The sequence below is a fragment of the Desulfitobacterium sp. genome, assembly GCF_035539115.1.
In the GTDB taxonomy this organism is placed as follows: domain Bacteria; phylum Bacillota; class Desulfitobacteriia; order Desulfitobacteriales; family Desulfitobacteriaceae; genus Desulfitobacterium_A.
The window spans coordinates 1-16,668 of the sequence record NZ_DATLJA010000099.1 but is presented as its reverse complement, the minus strand read 5'-3'; the positions used below and the strand labels follow the sequence as shown (position 1 = coordinate 16,668).

At 44.0% G+C, this 16,668-nt stretch carries 14 protein-coding genes; 5 read left to right on the top strand and 9 right to left on the bottom strand.

Annotated elements, in window-relative coordinates; translation table 11 throughout:
- Positions 1-370: 370 nt before the first annotated feature.
- The 6 genes from VM640_RS15900 to VM640_RS15875 all read right to left on the bottom strand — a co-directional run bounded on the left by VM640_RS15900 (position 371) and on the right by VM640_RS15875 (position 7,417).
- A complete protein-coding gene (locus VM640_RS15900) occupies positions 371-1,309 on the bottom strand; it encodes a bile acid:sodium symporter family protein (protein ID WP_325393973.1) in 939 nt (312 codons plus the stop codon).
- Positions 1,310-1,442: 133 nt separating this feature from the next.
- Positions 1,443-2,675 carry an NAD(P)-dependent malic enzyme gene (locus VM640_RS15895; RefSeq protein WP_475394583.1) on the bottom strand — a complete coding sequence of 411 codons (1,233 nt, stop codon included), beginning with the start codon at positions 2,673-2,675 and terminating at the stop codon, positions 1,443-1,445.
- A gap of 33 nt (positions 2,676-2,708) precedes the next feature.
- Positions 2,709-4,040, bottom strand: coding sequence for a 2-hydroxycarboxylate transporter family protein (locus VM640_RS15890; RefSeq protein WP_325393971.1), 1,332 nt, complete (start codon positions 4,038-4,040; stop codon positions 2,709-2,711).
- Positions 4,041-4,213: 173 nt separating this feature from the next.
- On the bottom strand, positions 4,214-4,933 hold the full coding sequence (locus VM640_RS15885) for a response regulator (protein WP_325393970.1): 720 nt from the start codon (positions 4,931-4,933) through the stop codon (positions 4,214-4,216).
- Positions 4,926-6,533 (bottom strand): DcuS/MalK family sensor histidine kinase, encoded by a 1,608-nt coding sequence (dcuS, locus tag VM640_RS15880; RefSeq protein WP_325393968.1) that lies wholly within the window; start codon positions 6,531-6,533, stop codon positions 4,926-4,928. The genes VM640_RS15885 and dcuS overlap by 8 nt, the downstream gene beginning before the upstream one ends.
- A gap of 326 nt (positions 6,534-6,859) precedes the next feature.
- On the bottom strand, positions 6,860-7,417 hold the full coding sequence (locus tag VM640_RS15875; RefSeq protein WP_325393966.1) for a hypothetical protein: 558 nt from the start codon (positions 7,415-7,417) through the stop codon (positions 6,860-6,862).
- 268 nt (positions 7,418-7,685) lie between these two features.
- On the opposite strand from VM640_RS15875, the gene VM640_RS15870 reads away from it, so the two are divergent.
- From VM640_RS15870 to VM640_RS15850, 5 genes are all read left to right on the top strand, one after another.
- Positions 7,686-8,612: a DUF2935 domain-containing protein gene (locus tag VM640_RS15870; protein WP_325393964.1), complete on the top strand. Its 927-nt coding sequence runs from the start codon at positions 7,686-7,688 to the stop codon at positions 8,610-8,612.
- A gap of 372 nt (positions 8,613-8,984) precedes the next feature.
- Entirely contained in the window at positions 8,985-10,232 is a 1,248-nt protein-coding gene (gene ilvA, locus VM640_RS15865; RefSeq protein WP_325393962.1) for a threonine ammonia-lyase IlvA, read from the top strand.
- A gap of 327 nt (positions 10,233-10,559) precedes the next feature.
- A complete protein-coding gene (locus VM640_RS15860; protein WP_325393960.1) occupies positions 10,560-10,904 on the top strand; it encodes a PadR family transcriptional regulator in 345 nt (114 codons plus the stop codon).
- Between the two features lie 299 nt (positions 10,905-11,203).
- Complete coding sequence (locus VM640_RS15855; RefSeq protein ID WP_325393958.1) at positions 11,204-12,391, top strand: MFS transporter; 1,188 nt, start codon at positions 11,204-11,206, stop codon at positions 12,389-12,391.
- 24 nt (positions 12,392-12,415) lie between these two features.
- The gene (locus VM640_RS15850; RefSeq protein WP_325393956.1) at positions 12,416-12,988 is read left to right on the top strand and encodes a class I SAM-dependent methyltransferase; all 573 of its coding nucleotides are present in this window, start codon (positions 12,416-12,418) and stop codon (positions 12,986-12,988) included.
- Between the two features lie 64 nt (positions 12,989-13,052).
- On the opposite strand, the gene VM640_RS15845 is transcribed toward VM640_RS15850, so the two are convergent.
- Genes VM640_RS15845 through VM640_RS15835 form a run of 3 tightly spaced genes read right to left on the bottom strand, consistent with a single transcriptional unit; the run spans position 13,053 to position 16,546 of the window.
- Positions 13,053-14,606, bottom strand: coding sequence for a thiamine-phosphate synthase family protein (locus tag VM640_RS15845; protein WP_325393954.1), 1,554 nt, complete (start codon positions 14,604-14,606; stop codon positions 13,053-13,055).
- Positions 14,607-14,662: 56 nt separating this feature from the next.
- Entirely contained in the window at positions 14,663-15,424 is a 762-nt protein-coding gene (locus VM640_RS15840; RefSeq protein ID WP_325393952.1) for a 3-oxoacyl-ACP reductase, read from the bottom strand.
- A gap of 21 nt (positions 15,425-15,445) precedes the next feature.
- The gene (locus VM640_RS15835; protein WP_325393950.1) at positions 15,446-16,546 is read right to left on the bottom strand and encodes an acyl-CoA reductase; all 1,101 of its coding nucleotides are present in this window, start codon (positions 16,544-16,546) and stop codon (positions 15,446-15,448) included.
- Between the last annotated feature and the right edge of the window lie 122 nt (positions 16,547-16,668).

The window sequence follows — 16,668 nt, the reverse complement described above, 5'->3', positions numbered from 1 at the left end:
CACCAAGCCCTAGCGAAGGTGGTAGCCCTAGTTGCCTTATCCTGCCGGACTTAACCACTTGCATCGTAGGATAAAGAAAACTTGGCTAACACCAAGCCCTAGCGAAGGTGGTAGCCCTAGTTGCCTTATCCTGCCGGACTTAACCACTTGCATCGTAGGATAAAGAAAACTTGGCTAGTACCAAGCCCTAGCGAAGGTGCTAGCCCTAGTTGCCTTATCCTGCCGGACATAAATACATGCATCGTAGGAGAATGAAAGCCGCTGGTTGCACTTATGCTATCTGCCCCAAAATTTATACTTTCTGTTAGTATAAGAAAAATGCTGACAACCGAGACATCGGTTGTCAGCATTTTTTACTTATCCTGCTGATTTAAACAGCAAAGCGCTTCGCAATGATCGCCGCAATCGGGTGTTGAAAGAGAAGCATTAAGATAATAGGAAAAGCGACAGTTGCTGGGAAATAAGAAATAGCCAAGACTGAACCAAAGCTTGTATTGCGCATTCCTACATTAAAAATCATGGCAGTTACAACCTCTTTCCGACGATCCTTCAGACAATAGCTTCCTATAAACCCGATTAAATAATTAAGGGAGACTAGTCCCAAAACGATGAACATCATTTGAAGAGCGGAGAAGTCCCAGTGAATTTGCGGAAGGACAACCGCCGAATTGATCACGATCACGATAAAGGTCGCAAGCTTCGACGTCACTCCTCCTACCGAACGGGAAAAGTTCTCCAAACGCCCTTTTGTGAATTCATTGACCACCATCCCCAGGATACTTGGGATCGTAACCATCAATAGGAGCCGTAGCACCATATCCCCGTAATTAAGGGCAATGCTTGTTCCGAGCATGACCTTGAAAATAGCAGGAATTAAGATGGGAATTAGTAAAGTATCCAACGTCACCGTGACCAAGGCAAGTGCTATATCTCCATTGGCAATAGTGGTCCAAATAATCGACGTAACCGCTATTGGGATCGCAGAACCAATCATGAGACCCACTCGCATATAAAAATTATCAGGATAAATCCAAAGTCCCACTCCCCAAGCAGTTAACGGTGCGACACCATGAATTAAGAACAGGATCCATAATGGAACTAAGGGTTTCGTTAAAATGCGGACAAAATCTTGAAAGGTTGTTCTCAAGGCACTTACAAAGGTCATATAAGCAAACAGACCCGTTGCTAACGCACTGAGGAGTGGTGAATTTTCCAAAGGAACAATGAACCCTAACACGATTGCAGTCAATACCACGGGAAACATATTTTTATTGAGCCACTGGTTACTCTTCGTAAAAAAAACGTCCATCTTCTTTTACTCCATTAAGCAATATCATTTTGAGCCAGAAGCTATTATACACTACCTCTTTTAAAATTTAAAGTTAATAAGAAACCGGGGTAAAGCCCCGGTAAAGAAAGGTATAAAATTAACTATTCATTCTTTATTGATTGAGTTGGTAATACTTACGTAGGTTTTCCGCTACGTCCTGCGGATCTACTGTTTGGGTAGCCACACCCGAATCCATAGCGGCTTTGGCAACAGCCGCCGCAACAGCTGGACCAACTCTTAAATCAAAGGCTTTCGGAATAACATAGTCGGCATTCAACTCTTCTGCACTAACGATATTAGCAATGGCATAAGCCGCTGCCACTTTCATTTCTTCCGTGATGGCTTTGGCTCCTGTATCAATCGTTCCCCGAAAAATTCCCGGGAAAGCTAACACATTGTTGACCTGATTGGGATAATCGGAACGTCCGGTTCCGACAACCACTGCTCCTGCCGCTTTTGCAGCTTCAGGCGAAATCTCTGGAACTGGATTTGCTTGAGCAAAGACGATTGGATCCTTCGCCATAGATTGAACCATTTCCGGAGTTACAGCACCCGCAACCGATACGCCAACAAAGATATCCGCTCCCTTTAAGGCATCTGCAAGTGTTCCTTTGAGAAGCCCACGGTTCGTCTTCTTCGAAATCTCCTCTTTATACTTATTCATTCCTACGGTACGGCCTTCATAAATTGTACCTTTAGTATCGCACATAATAACATTCTGAAGACCCGCACTCATCAGTATCTTAACAATAGCCGTCCCTGCTGCGCCTGCACCGTTTACAACAATCTTGACTTCACTCAATTTCTTGTTGACAACTTTCAAGGCATTAATTAATCCAGCCATCGTGATCACTGCCGTTCCATGCTGATCATCATGGAAAACTGGGCCATCGTAAATCTCTTTGAGTTTTTCTTCTATATAGAAGCACTCGGGAGCTTTAATATCCTCTAAGTTAATCCCGCCAAAGGTAGGTTCAAGTAATTTTACGACCTCAACCACTTTGTCGCTATCTTGTGTGTCAACACAGATTGGGAAAGCGTCGACCGCTCCAAACGTTTTGAAAAGAATACCTTTTCCTTCCATAACGGGCATAGCCGCCCGGGCGCCAATATTACCCAATCCTAAAACGGCTGAGCCGGTTGAAACCACCGCAATGAGATTTTGGCGATTGGTATAACGGTTTACCAAACTTGGATCTTTGGCGATCTCCCTGCAAGGTTCTGCTACTCCTGGAGAATAAGCTAAGCTTAAGTCCTCCGCGTTACGAACAGGAACTTTGCTGACCACAGCAATTTTTCCTTTATTATCTTCATGCAGTTTAAGTGCATCATCTCGTAGTGTCATTATAGGAACCTTCTTTCTTGCTTGCTAATTCTGTTAATTACCGAACATTCTCAATAAGATTGTTGCGATAACAATCATAGAAGCTCCGCCGACCCGAGTGGAGATTTGAGAGAACGGCATCAGTTCAATGCGGTTTGCAGTCGAGAGAATTGCAACGTCACCCGTTCCTCCTAAACCACTGTGGCAGGCCGTAACCAATGCAGATTCAATCGGATACATGTTAAGGAATTTACCAATAAAGAACCCGGAGAGGACCATGGCGAGGACCGAAACAATAACAATGGCGATATAGGCTGGGTTTATTAATTTTACGACATCATCTAACGGTGTATAGAGTACGCCGATTCCAACCATCAAAGGCCAAGTCAAACTCCCTGAGACGAATTTGTACCAATGGTAAGCCCCTTGTTCTATTGTAGCGGGCATAATCTTAAGGACTTTGACAATTGCGGCCGCAAAGATCATGATAATCGCGCCAGGAATTGGAATCACCATACTCGCTAAATTCCCGAAGATATAGAAAGTCACTGCAAGGAGTATACCCGCTCCCATGAGGGAAAAGTCAATCGGTTTATTGATTGTCGTACCGGATTTGAGGAGTTCCTCATCCCCGCCACCTCTAACTAAAGTACCGTTACCTGTAAGATGCTTTTTCTTTTCACCGAGCCGTTTCAAGAACCCTGCGCTAATAATCGCCACGACATTCCCGAGTACAGCCGCCGTGGTGAGCTGAGGGATCAGGGCTGCTTGATCGACTTTAAGAATTTCTGAATAAGCAAGCGAAAGCGGGAGAACTCCTTCTCCGATACCGCCTCCAAGAATGGGGACGACGATATAGAAGAACGTGTGTTGAATGCTATACCCAAAGAGCATTCCAACCAAGGTACCCCCCGCAATCGCGGCAAAGGTTCCAACAATGAGGGGGACAAACATTCTTAGGAAACCTTGAATCAAAACCTTACGATTCATACCGAGAATACTACCAACGACCAGAGTAGAAATGTAGAAATAGAGGAAATTGTCCGTCTTCATAATCGCGGTAATCCCCTTTAAAGAAGCGGGATTCAATAAGTGCAGGTAGACGAGGATGGATGGAACAAAGATCGCAAGAATGGCAGGTCCACCAATGTTTTTAATAATTGGAATTCTTATTCCCATTTCGCCCAGGAAAATTCCCATAATCATAATGATCGCAAAACCGCCGACCATATCTGCAGGAAGTTTTCCAAAAAAAGAAGCTGTAAAAATAATTGCTGCGAGGACCACATAAAGGGGTAAGGGAATCACGCCAATTTTAATGTTGCCAAGTGTGGACCAAAAACCTGAAGTTCGCGGGGCATTGTCTACGGTTTCTAGTGTTGCCATAATATAAGCACCTCCTGAATTTGTCTTGTGCCTATATTACAATTTTTCTGAACTTTCTTATATATTATTAAACTTTCTAAATTGTTTTGTAATTAAAGTAAGTAAAAAAATAAGTAAGCATTTATACCCTTCTTGGATATAAATTCTCACTTTTGTCAACTTATCGCTTTCAATCATCTTACCGGCTCGAGATAACTATTGATGACCTTACGCTTCGAAGGAATATATCGATGTTTATAAACCGGTCGTCCCACCGCTCCATAAAACATCTCCGTTTCTAATACTCCGATCTGGTCTAGAAAACTGAGGTATTTACGCATGGAAACGCGTGAAATGCCAACGCGTTGTGCGATTTCTTCTGTCGAAAAAGGTTCATTATCTGCCTGCTGGATATGATCCCAGACTAACTTTAGCGTATCCCGATTGAGACCCTTGGGTAACTCCCCCGGTTTGCCTATGGCATCCTTATGAAAAATCTGTTTATCGAGATCCACTTGACTGAGCTTTTCTTGATCTCGCATTAAAATAGCCCGCTCGCGATAAGCTGCTAAAGCTTCACGGAAACGGCCAAATTCAAAGGGTTTAATCAAATAATCGACAACTCCATATTGTAAAGCCTTCTTGATACTATAGCTGTCAGAAGCTGCTGAAACAACGATAATATCCACTCCTTTACCCGCTTTGCGTATTTGAGAAAGAAGTTCTAAGCCACTAAGCCTCGGCATGAAGATATCGAGTAAAATTAAATCAACTTCCTTTTGTTCGAGTATCTCTAAGGCTTCATCCACTGAGACCGCACTCGCTTGTAATTCAAATCCTCCCACTTGTTCAAGGTAGCGCTTATTGAATTCGGCAACCATTGGATCATCTTCAACAATCAAAACTTTAATCATATTTATCCTCCATGGTTTCATAGGGTAGATACAGTCTAAACATCGTCCCTTGGCCTTCTTGAGAATAGATCTCCATTTGCCCGTTTCTTTGTTCCAGACACCTATTAACGAGAAAGAGTCCAAAGCCTCGGTTATTTGCCTTCGTGGAATACCCCTTAACAAACATCTGCTCTTTTATTCCGTCCGGAATACCGGATCCATGGTCTAAGACTTCGATTAAAAGTTCTCCTTCGTCATAGGTAAGGTTTAACTGAACCCGCTTGTTCTCTGCGTTAGCTACAGCTTCTAAGGCATTATCGATAAGGTTGCCGATGATTGCAACTAAATCATGAACGATTTCTGAGTCAGCAGGCTGTGGAAAAAAGCATCCCTCGACCAGTTCTAATTCGCAGCCCATTTCACGAGCATAGCTCATTTTTCCCAAAATAAACCCAGCAAGAACAGGATCCTTAATATTGCGGACAATTGACCCGACTTCCGTCTGATAACGATTCGCGATTTGACTCACATAACTCGCTAATTGATCATAATACTTAACATGAACCATACCCAAAATAACATGTAACTTGTTCATAAACTCATGAGTTTGGGCCCGTAAGGCTTCAGCATAGACTTTGACTCCAGATAATTCTTCGGCAAGTAGCTTGATATCGGTCTTGTCCCGAAACGTCGAGATCGCGCCAACAATTTTATCGTTGACCTTCAAAGGAACTGTATTCGAGAGCAGGGTAATTCCTCGAAGATCATATTCAAGATCCAACTCCGGTTGGCCCGTTTCCAGTACGGTTTTTATTTGAGAGTTAGGAGCATATTCAGCAAAGTTAATACTCGTTACTTCACTAACTCCCGCCTGGTTAAACAGCCGGAGAGCTTCAGTATTTGCTAGAGTCACTCTTCCGGTGGAATCCACTGCAAGAATTCCTTCCCTTACGGACTCGAGCATCGCGCTTCGTTCTTGGAGTAGTTTAGCGATCTCCGCCGGTTCCAAACCGAACATGATATTCTTAATTTTCTTAGCCAGAAGGATTGCACCGGCGATTCCGACCAAAAGTCCAAAGCCAATTCCGAGATAAGTCCTTGATCGACTTTGTGCTACAGTTTCCTGTACTGTATTCAGCAAGATGCCCACAGCAACTGCGCCAACTTGTTTGCCGTCTGCGTTAAAGACAGGAGTAAACGCACGTAGAGACATACCTAGCGTACCTTTAGCGGTTGAGATATGTTCCTTGCCTTGGAGTACCGGCCCCTCATCACCTCCAACAAAGGGTTTCCCTAATTCGTTTATATCAGGGTGAGATTTACGAATTCCTGCCATATCAAAGACAACAATAAAATTAACTTTCGTTAAATTCGTTACTTCATTAGCAAAAGCCTGGATTTCATTTTCATCCCGTTGCCCACTTAGCCCTTCGATTACCACCGGAGAATGGGCAACGATACGAGAAATATTCACGGCCTGATCTTCAATACTTTTCTCAGTTGTATCCGCAACTTCTTGGCTGATCAATACGTCGGTAACAAGTAAGGATAAAGCTACAACTACACAGACGAGTAAAAGAATTGTTTTTTCAAGGGTGAGTTGCGGCTTTCGAAAATTCATTGTTATCCTCCCATTTGTACATTTAAATGGTTCCTATCTCATTGTAACATATTTCGGTATAATTTTAGCCAACGCAAAAATGGCCCCAAGGGCTATGACTTTACGTCCTGCCATCAGGGCCTTATATAGTTTTCTTAAAGCAGAAACTATCCAAAGAAAATAAATTATTTAGCTTCTAACGCTACCTTACTTTTGAGGATATCGTTGGAAATAGTACTTTGGCGTAAATTAAAACGTTTAGGTTTGAAATAAGACAGCGCAATAAAGGCTCCCGAAAATATTATTCGAGAGTCTTTAGCCATTAATCCCTAATTAGCCTGCAATTTTTACTGTTGTGGTACTGAGACCGTAAGGACTGCAACTGTTTTATCCCCTGCTTTGAAAGGAACATAGACTTTTAAGTAGCCGCTAGTATTCGTACTGGTCACTGTTCCACTCTTCATCACCTCTCCCACAGTTGAGGGAGTAGGATACCCTTGCAGTACTCGGTCTGTTCCTTGTTTAACACTGGTCGAGATTCTTTCCTCACCCACGAAGATGGATACCCCCATTGTTTGAGGGAAGACTCCTTCGAGCCCGTCGACGATCTTATAATTCCCATTCTCCGTATAGTTTCCTTTACTCAAAGTGGTCCCGGCAACCTTCCAATCTCCTGGGTAGTTTTGAACAAGATAGTCGTTGATTTTCTTCTCAACATCCGCTTGGCTCGCATTATTTCCCGGTTGAGCCGGTGTTTCCGTTGGATGGTCTGCCGGGAGATCTGTACTTGCTGAAGCTTGAGGAGGTGTTGGAGTTTGGTCCTTACTTTTCGTGCTTGCGCAACCCACTAGAGAAATGCTGATCGTTAAAATCGTCGCGACCATCAAGGCTTTTTTTTGAAGCATTTTTTGTTCCTCCCATTAGGTGTAATCATACTCGATTCTATGTGAATCGACTTTTACTTCTAAGAAGTTTCGACGTCTTCCTAATTATTTCCTTCTCGGAATTAACTAATGTCCTGGTTAATTTTTCCATGGACTGTTCTTTGACTCGCATACCCTCTGCATTTAATAATTTTTGCTAAATCTACTTATGTATATAACTTAAGCTACAACCTTTTTTTCTTCTCACATATACTATTATGCCAATGACGAGGAGAGGGAGGTTTTAGTCATGTTGTCCAACGAAGAGTATATTCAACACTCTCTGGAGCTTAACTTATTCTTCATGCGTATTCTAAAAGAACATGCCTTTTTTCTGGAATCAGCGTTCGGCCCCAATGATCAAGCCCTTGCCCAACAAGCTGAGGTGCTTAAGAATGAATTCTCGGCCCTACTCGCAGAAACCCTCTGTTTAGCCGATGGGTTGCTCAGCCCTGAAGTCCTATCATCCGGTGAATTGGTCACTCGGCTGACGCTGGATTCTGAGCTAGCTTCAACCTACTATTCGGGAATTTCCCTCGATAATGAACTCACTCGTCAGGAATTATCCTTAGGAAGTTCACCCTATCCCCTGAACCCTTCTTTGGTCGACCAAATCTCCTCTCTCAACCAACGCGCAATCAGCGCCACGACAATTTTGGCCGATTACAAATCCAAACTTCTTCAAAATATCTTAAGCTGCCGAACCTTTACGTTTAATTATCCCTTGCTGATTGACCATATCCTGCGCGAAGCCCGTTTTTACCTCAAGATGCTAACCACACTTCAAAACAGCCAGACTGTTGATCTCAAACGTGATATCATTGATCAAGAAATCTTCTGGAATCGCATCATGGCTGAACACGCCTATTTCATACGCGGCCTCTTAGATCCTACGGAAGAGGAACTCTTTGAAACAGCTCATCGTTATGGCAAAACGTTCGATAATCTAACCAAGCAGGCCCTAACCATGACAGAACAAACCACGATTTTGCCCAAGCTAAGCCATAAAGCGCAGGAGGCAACCGTTGGATTAAGAGACTTCAAAGTAGCGGGTACTGAAGGATTACTCCAGTGCAAAATTAAAGCGATTATGGTGCCCCTTCTGGGGGATCACGTTGTGCGTGAAGCGAATCATTACCTACGAATCCTCAATGCCTTTACGAGTCGTTTACGGTAATAAAAAGGCCTTAATCTATCACCATGGGTAACATCAAGGGGCGAGAATAATAAAATATGTAAAGTTCTTGCATAACTAAAAGTGTGGCGTATCAAAACTTTAGTTTTGATACGCCACACTTTTAGTTTACCCTCATAAGCATCAAAGACCTTTTCGTCAAAGAAGCTTCTCCTTAAAATTTTTCTGCCAAATCTGTTGTAGATTAGCTTACCCAATATGATAGTATTATATACATATATCAGTTGACTATCCCAAGGAGTACGAGTATGATATTTAGTAATATCTTAAAGAAGCAAACTACCCTATTGGGGGTATTTTACTATAGAAACAGGTTAGCCAACTACAAAGGAAAGAGGAAGGGGTTTAGAAAATATGAGTCGACTCAACTTGGAAGAGATCATTAAAGCAGGACAGGTGCTCAAAGGAGTGATCAATAAAACCCCTTTACAGAGAAACGATCTTCTCTCAGAAAAATACATCTGTAATGTTTTCTTGAAGCGTGAGGATCTCCAAACCGTCCGCTCGTTCAAAATCAGAGGAGCTTATAATTGTATGCAAAGCACCCCTCATGACAAACTTAGTAAAGGAGTCGTTTGTGCCAGTGCAGGTAACCACGCCCAGGGAGTTGCTTTTTCCTGCAAAGCTCTCGGCATTCCTGGAAAGATCTACATGCCTTCAACTACACCAAGACAAAAAATTTCTGCCGTCAAACGCTTTGGCGGGGATTTTATCGAAATCGTTCTCATCGGAGATACCTTTGATGATTCCTCTAAGGAAGCTCAAGCGCGTTGCAAAAAAGATGGTCTCTATTTCATTCACCCCTTTGATGATCCTTACGTCATCGCCGGCCAAGGTACGGTCGCCATGGAAATCCTTAACGACATGGAAGATCCAGTTGATTTCGTTTTGGGAGGTATCGGTGGGGGCGGCTTAATGTCCGGTGTAGGCACTTATTTCAAAAACCTCAGCCCTGCGACCCAGGTCATCGGTGTAGAACCCCAAGGCGCCTGCTCGATGAAAGAAGCGCTTAGACAAAACCAAGTGATCACTTTAGATACGGTTGATACCTTCGTCGATGGAACTGCCGTAAAAAGGGTCGGAGATCTCCCCTTTGAAATCTGTAAGGAAGTCTTGGATGACATCATCGTCGTCAGCGAAGGCAAAGTGTGTACGACGATTCTGGAAATGTATAATGAAAATGCGATTGTTGCCGAACCTGCCGGAGCTCTTCCGGTAGCTGCTTTAGATTTGTATCGCGATAAAATCAAAGGTAAAAATGTAGTCTGCATTATTAGTGGAGGCAATAACGATATTGAACGAACTCCTGAAATCAAAGAGCGCTCCCTCTTGGACCAAGGCCTTAAACAATACTTTCTTATTAACTTACCGCAACGACCTGGCGCACTCAAGGAACTGGTGGTCGATGTTCTCGGACCTCAGGATGATATCACCCGCTTTGAATATACCAAAACCAATAATAAAGAAAAAGGGCCGATCCTCATCGGCATCGAACTCAATCGGAAGGAAGACTTCCAACCTCTGATTAAGAAAATGAAGCAAAAAGGGATTCAATATACGATCATCAATGATAACCCTGCACTCTATGATCTTTTAATTTGATTCACGAGTTATAACTGAACTTTGAAAGAAAAACTCACTTTCTTATAAAGAAAACCCGGCTTTCGCCGAGCTTTGCGAAAGCGAAAACCGCTGGTTGCACTTATACTATCTGCCCCCAGACTTATACTTTCTGTTAGTATCAGAAAGAGGGGTTGTCCCAAATGTATGGGGCAACCCCTCTTTTATACGAAGCGTTAAATAAAATAACTTGACTTATTTCGTTTTTTGAGGTATTTATAGTATGCGTACTGTTAATAACAGTATGATGTTAATATCCGTATAGTGTTATTAACACAGAACTGTATCCTTAGAAAAGGAGGTTAATACATGGTTAAAAAACACGGTCGACACACTTCCGCATTTTTACTTCTACTCTTATCCGACACCCCATCTTATGGAGCTTTACTTCTGACAAGATTACAGACCGAACTTCCGCATTGTTTTTCGGATAGCGCCGATGTTTACCGCTGCCTGCAAGAGATGGACAAGGACGGTTTAGTCGAAACAAATTGGGAAACGCGCGAGACGGGTCAGCCCCGCAAGTGGTACTCAATTACACCTAAAGGAATGCGGACCCTTCAAGAACAAGCGAAGGACATTCGTCTACGCTATGCAAATTTTGAGTTCTTTTTAACTCACTACAAAGCCACCAGCCAAGATAACCCCCAATAATCCGCTTAGAGAATAAAGAAAACCCGGCTTTCGCCGAGCTTTAGCGATAAAGAAAACTTGGCTAGCACCAAGCCCTAGCGAAGGTGGTAGCCCTAGTTGCCTTATCCTGCCGGACTTAACCACTTGCATCGTAGGAGAATGAAAGCCGCTGGTTGCACTTATACTATCTGCCCCCAGACTTATACTTTCTTACGAAAATGGACTACATTTTCATACCTCCCTGTGAATCGGCAGGTTCATGGAAGTTTCTGTTAGTATAAAAAAAGATGACGTGGGTTACATTTGAGAGGAGTTTTTAAATGAACGACCAATCCAAGATCCAATATTCAAAAATAGGTGTACTTTCTTTCGCCCACATGTTAAATGACCTCTACAGTAATTATCTTCCCCAGATGCTTCCCTTTCTTATTGCCCTAACTCCTGGCTTTACAGCCACCCGGGCGGCTATCTTAGTTTCAGCTTTCACGATAACCTCATCGCTGGTTCAACCCTTATTTGGCTTTTTCTTAGACCGCCAAGGAAAACGGTGGCTCGTTCACGTTGGGACATTGTGGATGGCGATTATGCTCAGTTTAACAGGATTAGTCCAAAACTATGCACTTCTTGTCCTCTTAGCCGCGCTCGCTGGACTTGGCACAGCGGCCTTTCATCCGCAAGCATCCACTATGGTTAACGTCTTAAGCGGTGACCATAAAGCCGTTTTACTTTCGGGCTTTGTCGCTTTCGGCAATTTTGGTTTTGCCTTAAGTCCACTCTTACTCGTTCCTTTGTTTCAAACTTATGGTTTACACGCTACAGTTGTCACGGTGATACCCGGCATTATTGTAGCAGTCCTCCTTCTTTTCTTTGCGCCCCGAGATAATGTTTTAAAAGGTGCTAACACGCCTCTTTCTGTCGTTATAAACTCCTTGAAATCAGCTTCTAAGGAACTGGGCGCCATTGTTGGGGTTATCGCCATTCGCTCTCTGGCTTATACAGGGATGTTAACTTTACTTCCCCTCTATTTTAAGTCGCAAGATTTATCCAATATTGCCGCGAGTCATCTGGTCACAATTATGCTCGCTACTGGAGCAATTGGTGGGGTTATCGGTGGTTTCATTTCCGACTATTTCGGACGAAAGCGTTTAATTATAGGGTCCTTGCTTATTTCAACCCCATTATTCTTTGGTTTTTTCTTGACCCAAGGTGTTCTAAGTACGATTTTCCTGGCCTTAGCCGGAGCAGCCTTATTATCTAGTTTCTCAGTCACAATTGTAGCCGCTCAAGAGGCCATCCCGAATAATAAAGCCTTGGCCTCAGGGCTAACTATGGGATTTGCCGGTGGACTAGGAGGTCTTGCTGTCATCTTTATGGGACGGATTGCCGATATCTGGGGTATTTCCGCGGCTATCACTGTAATTTTCCTGCTTCCGCTTTTAGCGGGTCTGGTGGGTCTATTTATGAAAAGTCATCCAGCGGCTCGTTCCGAGCGTCTATCCGCTCGCTAATACCAAATAAAGGAGGAAAATGTTATGTCAATGCACGAATATTCTCATCACCACAATCCTGAACAAAGGGCAAAAATGTTTCCTGCCGAGAAAATCTTCTCCCGCTTCGGTCTAAAGCCGAATCAATATTTAGCCGATTTGGGCTGCGGTTCGGGTTATTTTTCCCTTAAGGCTGCCAAGATCGTTGGAATTCAGGGAAAAATAAAGGCTGTTGACATTATGTCAGAACGAATCCAATCCCTGCAACAGGCGGCTCAAGAACAAGGAACAGCAGAACGAATTGAGACCTTTCTAGCCCAAGGAGAAAGCATCCCTCTTCCGAATAAGGATGTGGATGTTGCTTTGATTGCTAACGTTCTGCATGAATTACATGATCCCTTAAATTACCTGCGTGATACCCAACGCATTCTTAGAAATCAAGGTGAGCTCTGGGTTATCGAGTGGCGGAAAAAAGAGATGCCGATGGGCCCCCAACTCAACGAACGTCGTTCCGTTGAAGAATGGATAACGCTCCTAGAAGAAGCAGGCTTTGAGGATATCTGGGCTCAAATCTTTAATGAAACCCATATTCTTATCAAGGCCAAAGGATCTAATTAGTAACAACCTGCATTGATTCGAGCCGAAAAAAGGAAACCACATGTAACGACGTGGTTTCCTTTTCTTATTTAAGTAAAGTATTCACTTTTAAAATCTTTCCAGTCAATTCATCTAGGGTTTTAGCTGGAATAAGGATGAGAATCTCCAAGTTTATTCGATCAGGAATGGAGATTACATCCGGGAGTCTATCGCTTTTTTGAAGCATTCCTTCCAGATCCCGTATAAAATCGCCATCATATTGTCTATACTCAGCGACAGTTGGCATATTGGCTACGGTTAATTCTGCATCACGACAAGCCTGAAGTATCGAAGGGGTACTTCTCAGATTTATGAGGCATCGTGTCTGCGGAAAATATTTACGAATACTCAATAACGTTTTGCCCATATTCACGGAGCCTCCGAGTTCAGGCTGGCCGAGTGTAGCGGTCGTGTTTTTATAGCGGTGAATTCTTCCAGGAATACCGGCTATTTCGCCCAGAGATTGGCTTTCCGGAGCTGCATAGGCAATGTTCGCCCCAATTTCAGGTAACATTCTATAGATATTCTCTTGACAGAGTCTGCTTACAGCCGTTTGGAGCTCTGTACACAGCGTTGTTGGAGTTGCGGAGAGTGAACTAAAAAATACATCCCAGAATTTATCAATAGAAGGTGGGATAAGTTCATATTTCTCACCTTCATCGTCGAGGAGGTTACAGCCTTCTTCTGGGGACGTCACTTTACCGACGATGGCCGATTCAATCCCTTGCGCCTCAAAAGCAGCCCTTAATTCCGCCGTTTTCTCAGGTGCACAGGTTAAAACCAAGGTTCCTTCACTGATAATTTCCAAGGGATTAAGCTTAAGATACTGACATAGGGCAGCAATGTCTTCAGGCACAAATATCTTACACGGATCGATGAGCATCCCTTTACCTGAAGCCTGAGCGATTTCCCATAAGCCTCTCTTAACGCCGCCTTCTGTAGCGTCATGCATGGCGTGAACCCCACCCACCGTTGCAGCGATATGAGCATCTTTAACCACTGACACTTCTTTAATTCTCGCTGATGCTTTATTGACAAGCGAAGGATCGACGACAGTAGATAGAAAATCTTTGTGCTCATAACCCAATAAAGCTCCTGCCTCGATCGCTGCACCTTTGGTGATGAGAACGTCATCTCCAATTTGAGCCCCCATCGGGGAAATATACTCATCAGCTAATCCCCAGACGGTAATTCCGCCGATCGTGGGGACCACGACAGCACCATAATAACCAGTATGTCCACCCACAATGGAAATACCTAATTTATTGGCATACTTACTGATACTTTTAATCAGTTCTTCAACATAACTGTCTTCAGTCTCGGGAGGGAGAAGTAGGGAATAGGTCATAAATTGAGGCTTTACTCCCATTACTGCAACGTCACTTGCTCCTATATGTACAGTAACATAGGCGAAATCATCCGCTGACATGGTCATACTAGGAAAGATGGGATCTTCAGCGATGGCCATATACCGATCGCCCAGTTTAAGAATCGCTGCATCTACTCCCATATGAGGTCCAATGATGACTTCGGGTTTTAATTCCCCCGTAAAAGGCAGAACATTTTTTTGAAAAAAATCGTCATTTACTTTCCCGTTCATTAATATAATGCCTCCTCTTTTTCGTTCTCTGGCGAACAATTTTTGATAATGCCTTGTTATGTCATCGTTAGTCCTCCATCCACTCGAAGGCACTGTCCTGTAATAAATCCAGCCTCCTCTGATGCCAAGAAGGCCACGGCACCGGCAATATCCTCCGGCAAAGCAAGTCGTTCCATCGGCGTCAAGCGAATCAAGGTCTCCCGAACATCTTCCTGGGTCTCCCGGCTCGAATCCGTAGGATAGGTGAGTCCAGGTGCTACACAGTTGACTGTTATTCCAAAAGGACCTAACTCCTTGGCTAAATTACGGCTATAGCCTAAAACTGCTGCTTTTGCCGTCGTATAATCATGATAAGGAACGACGGGGAAATCGATGAGATTCGTCACCAGGTTTATAATCCGTCCAAAGCTTTGACGTTTCATCTGAGGCATAACGGCCTTACAGAGGTTAAAGGTTCCCTTGAGGCTTCCATCAATTTGGTTTTGATAATCCTCCCATTCTAACTCCCAGGCCGTCTTACGCGTTTTCGGATTAAACGTATAATGATACAAGGCATTGTTCACAACGACATCAATCGTCCCCAGGTTATCGAGGATATTCTGGACCATGCGATTAACTTCTGAAGCCTGTGTCACATCAGCTTGGATCGCTAAACCATGTCCACCTAACGTCTCGATTTCCTGCACCACCTGCTCCGCTAGATCCGCACTCTGAAGGTAATTGACCACCACCATCGCTTGTTTTCTCCCCAAGTGTTGGGCAATCGCTTTACCAATCCCGCGGCTTGCTCCAGTGACTAAAACAACTCGATCCTGCATCTCCTACCTTCTTTCAGCTATTCATTCCACATCCGGGTCATAGATTTCCGCTAACTGCTCTGCACTCCGTTCAATATCCACAAAGCGGACTAAATCTAACAAATTAAACCGTCCATCATGATGCCAACCGGGAACTCCTAACGTCATTTGGCCGAGTGCCGTAATCCGGGTAACCCCTTCGCGCGCTAAAAGCTCTGAAATGCCCTCTAAGCGGCTAGGACTCACAGCAAGCCCGACTGTTTGTAAATAGTCACGATAAGAACGTAAGTCGCTTACACCCTCCCTGAGTTCACGACAAGCATAGACATGAAGGGTCCGGTTGAGCGGAGATCCTTCAAACCCGGGTTTACCCTCGTAAATCACCGTCCATTCCGTTCCTTTTGAGCTTGCATAAACTTCGATATCCTCGTCCTGAAAGGATAACGCTTCATAGCGATTGCGGACAGAACGGATGGCAATCGCTTCTTCGTCCGTCAGTTTAGCCCGGGGTCGGCGCTTTTCGTAATTCTCAAGTTCAGCAGCAAGCAACTGAGCAAATTGCCTTCCACTAATTACCCCGCCTTCTTCGACCCAGACCGCTTGAGGGGATAAACAGCTTTGCTGGTCATAGACCATCACATCATGTGCTAAACGATGAACCGTATCTTGATAGCGATCCGTCGTTAAAGCTTCTCGGCCCACCGCTGCAAAACTCACTTTATGTCCGTAACCCAGCACAGGAATATTCTTTGTAACCTGCTCTCGAATCCTTTGTACCGTCTCACTGGAACCGTAAACAATAACCGCATCCGTTGCCTTGAGCACCGGCTCTTCTAAATCAGCCGTTCCTCCTTTCCAAGGAAGAATCGCGATGCAGTCGGCCAATTTCCGATCAACCTGGGCTAAACTTTGAGCAAAAAGCACAGGCATTAAAGGTTCCGAAGACGACGATTTGCCAATTCCACCGGATTTGAGAAGAAGCCCCATGATCATACTCCACAGGGGTAGACCCGGGACATTTCCGGAGAAGACATGGAAGATCAGCTCCGGTCCGTATACGCGGCTCATCCCACCCGTTTTTTGAGGCCGAAAGCCATCGAGTAAACCAGGATTATCAAACTCTTCATGTGAACTACTCTCCATTGAAATGGAGAGCTTCAAGATTCTAGGCGACGAAAGAACATCCGTCAAACCTGTACATCTTTGGCGTACCCAACACCACTACTGGTTGCTCGTTAAGAGTTTCCAGATACTTTTTGGCAATA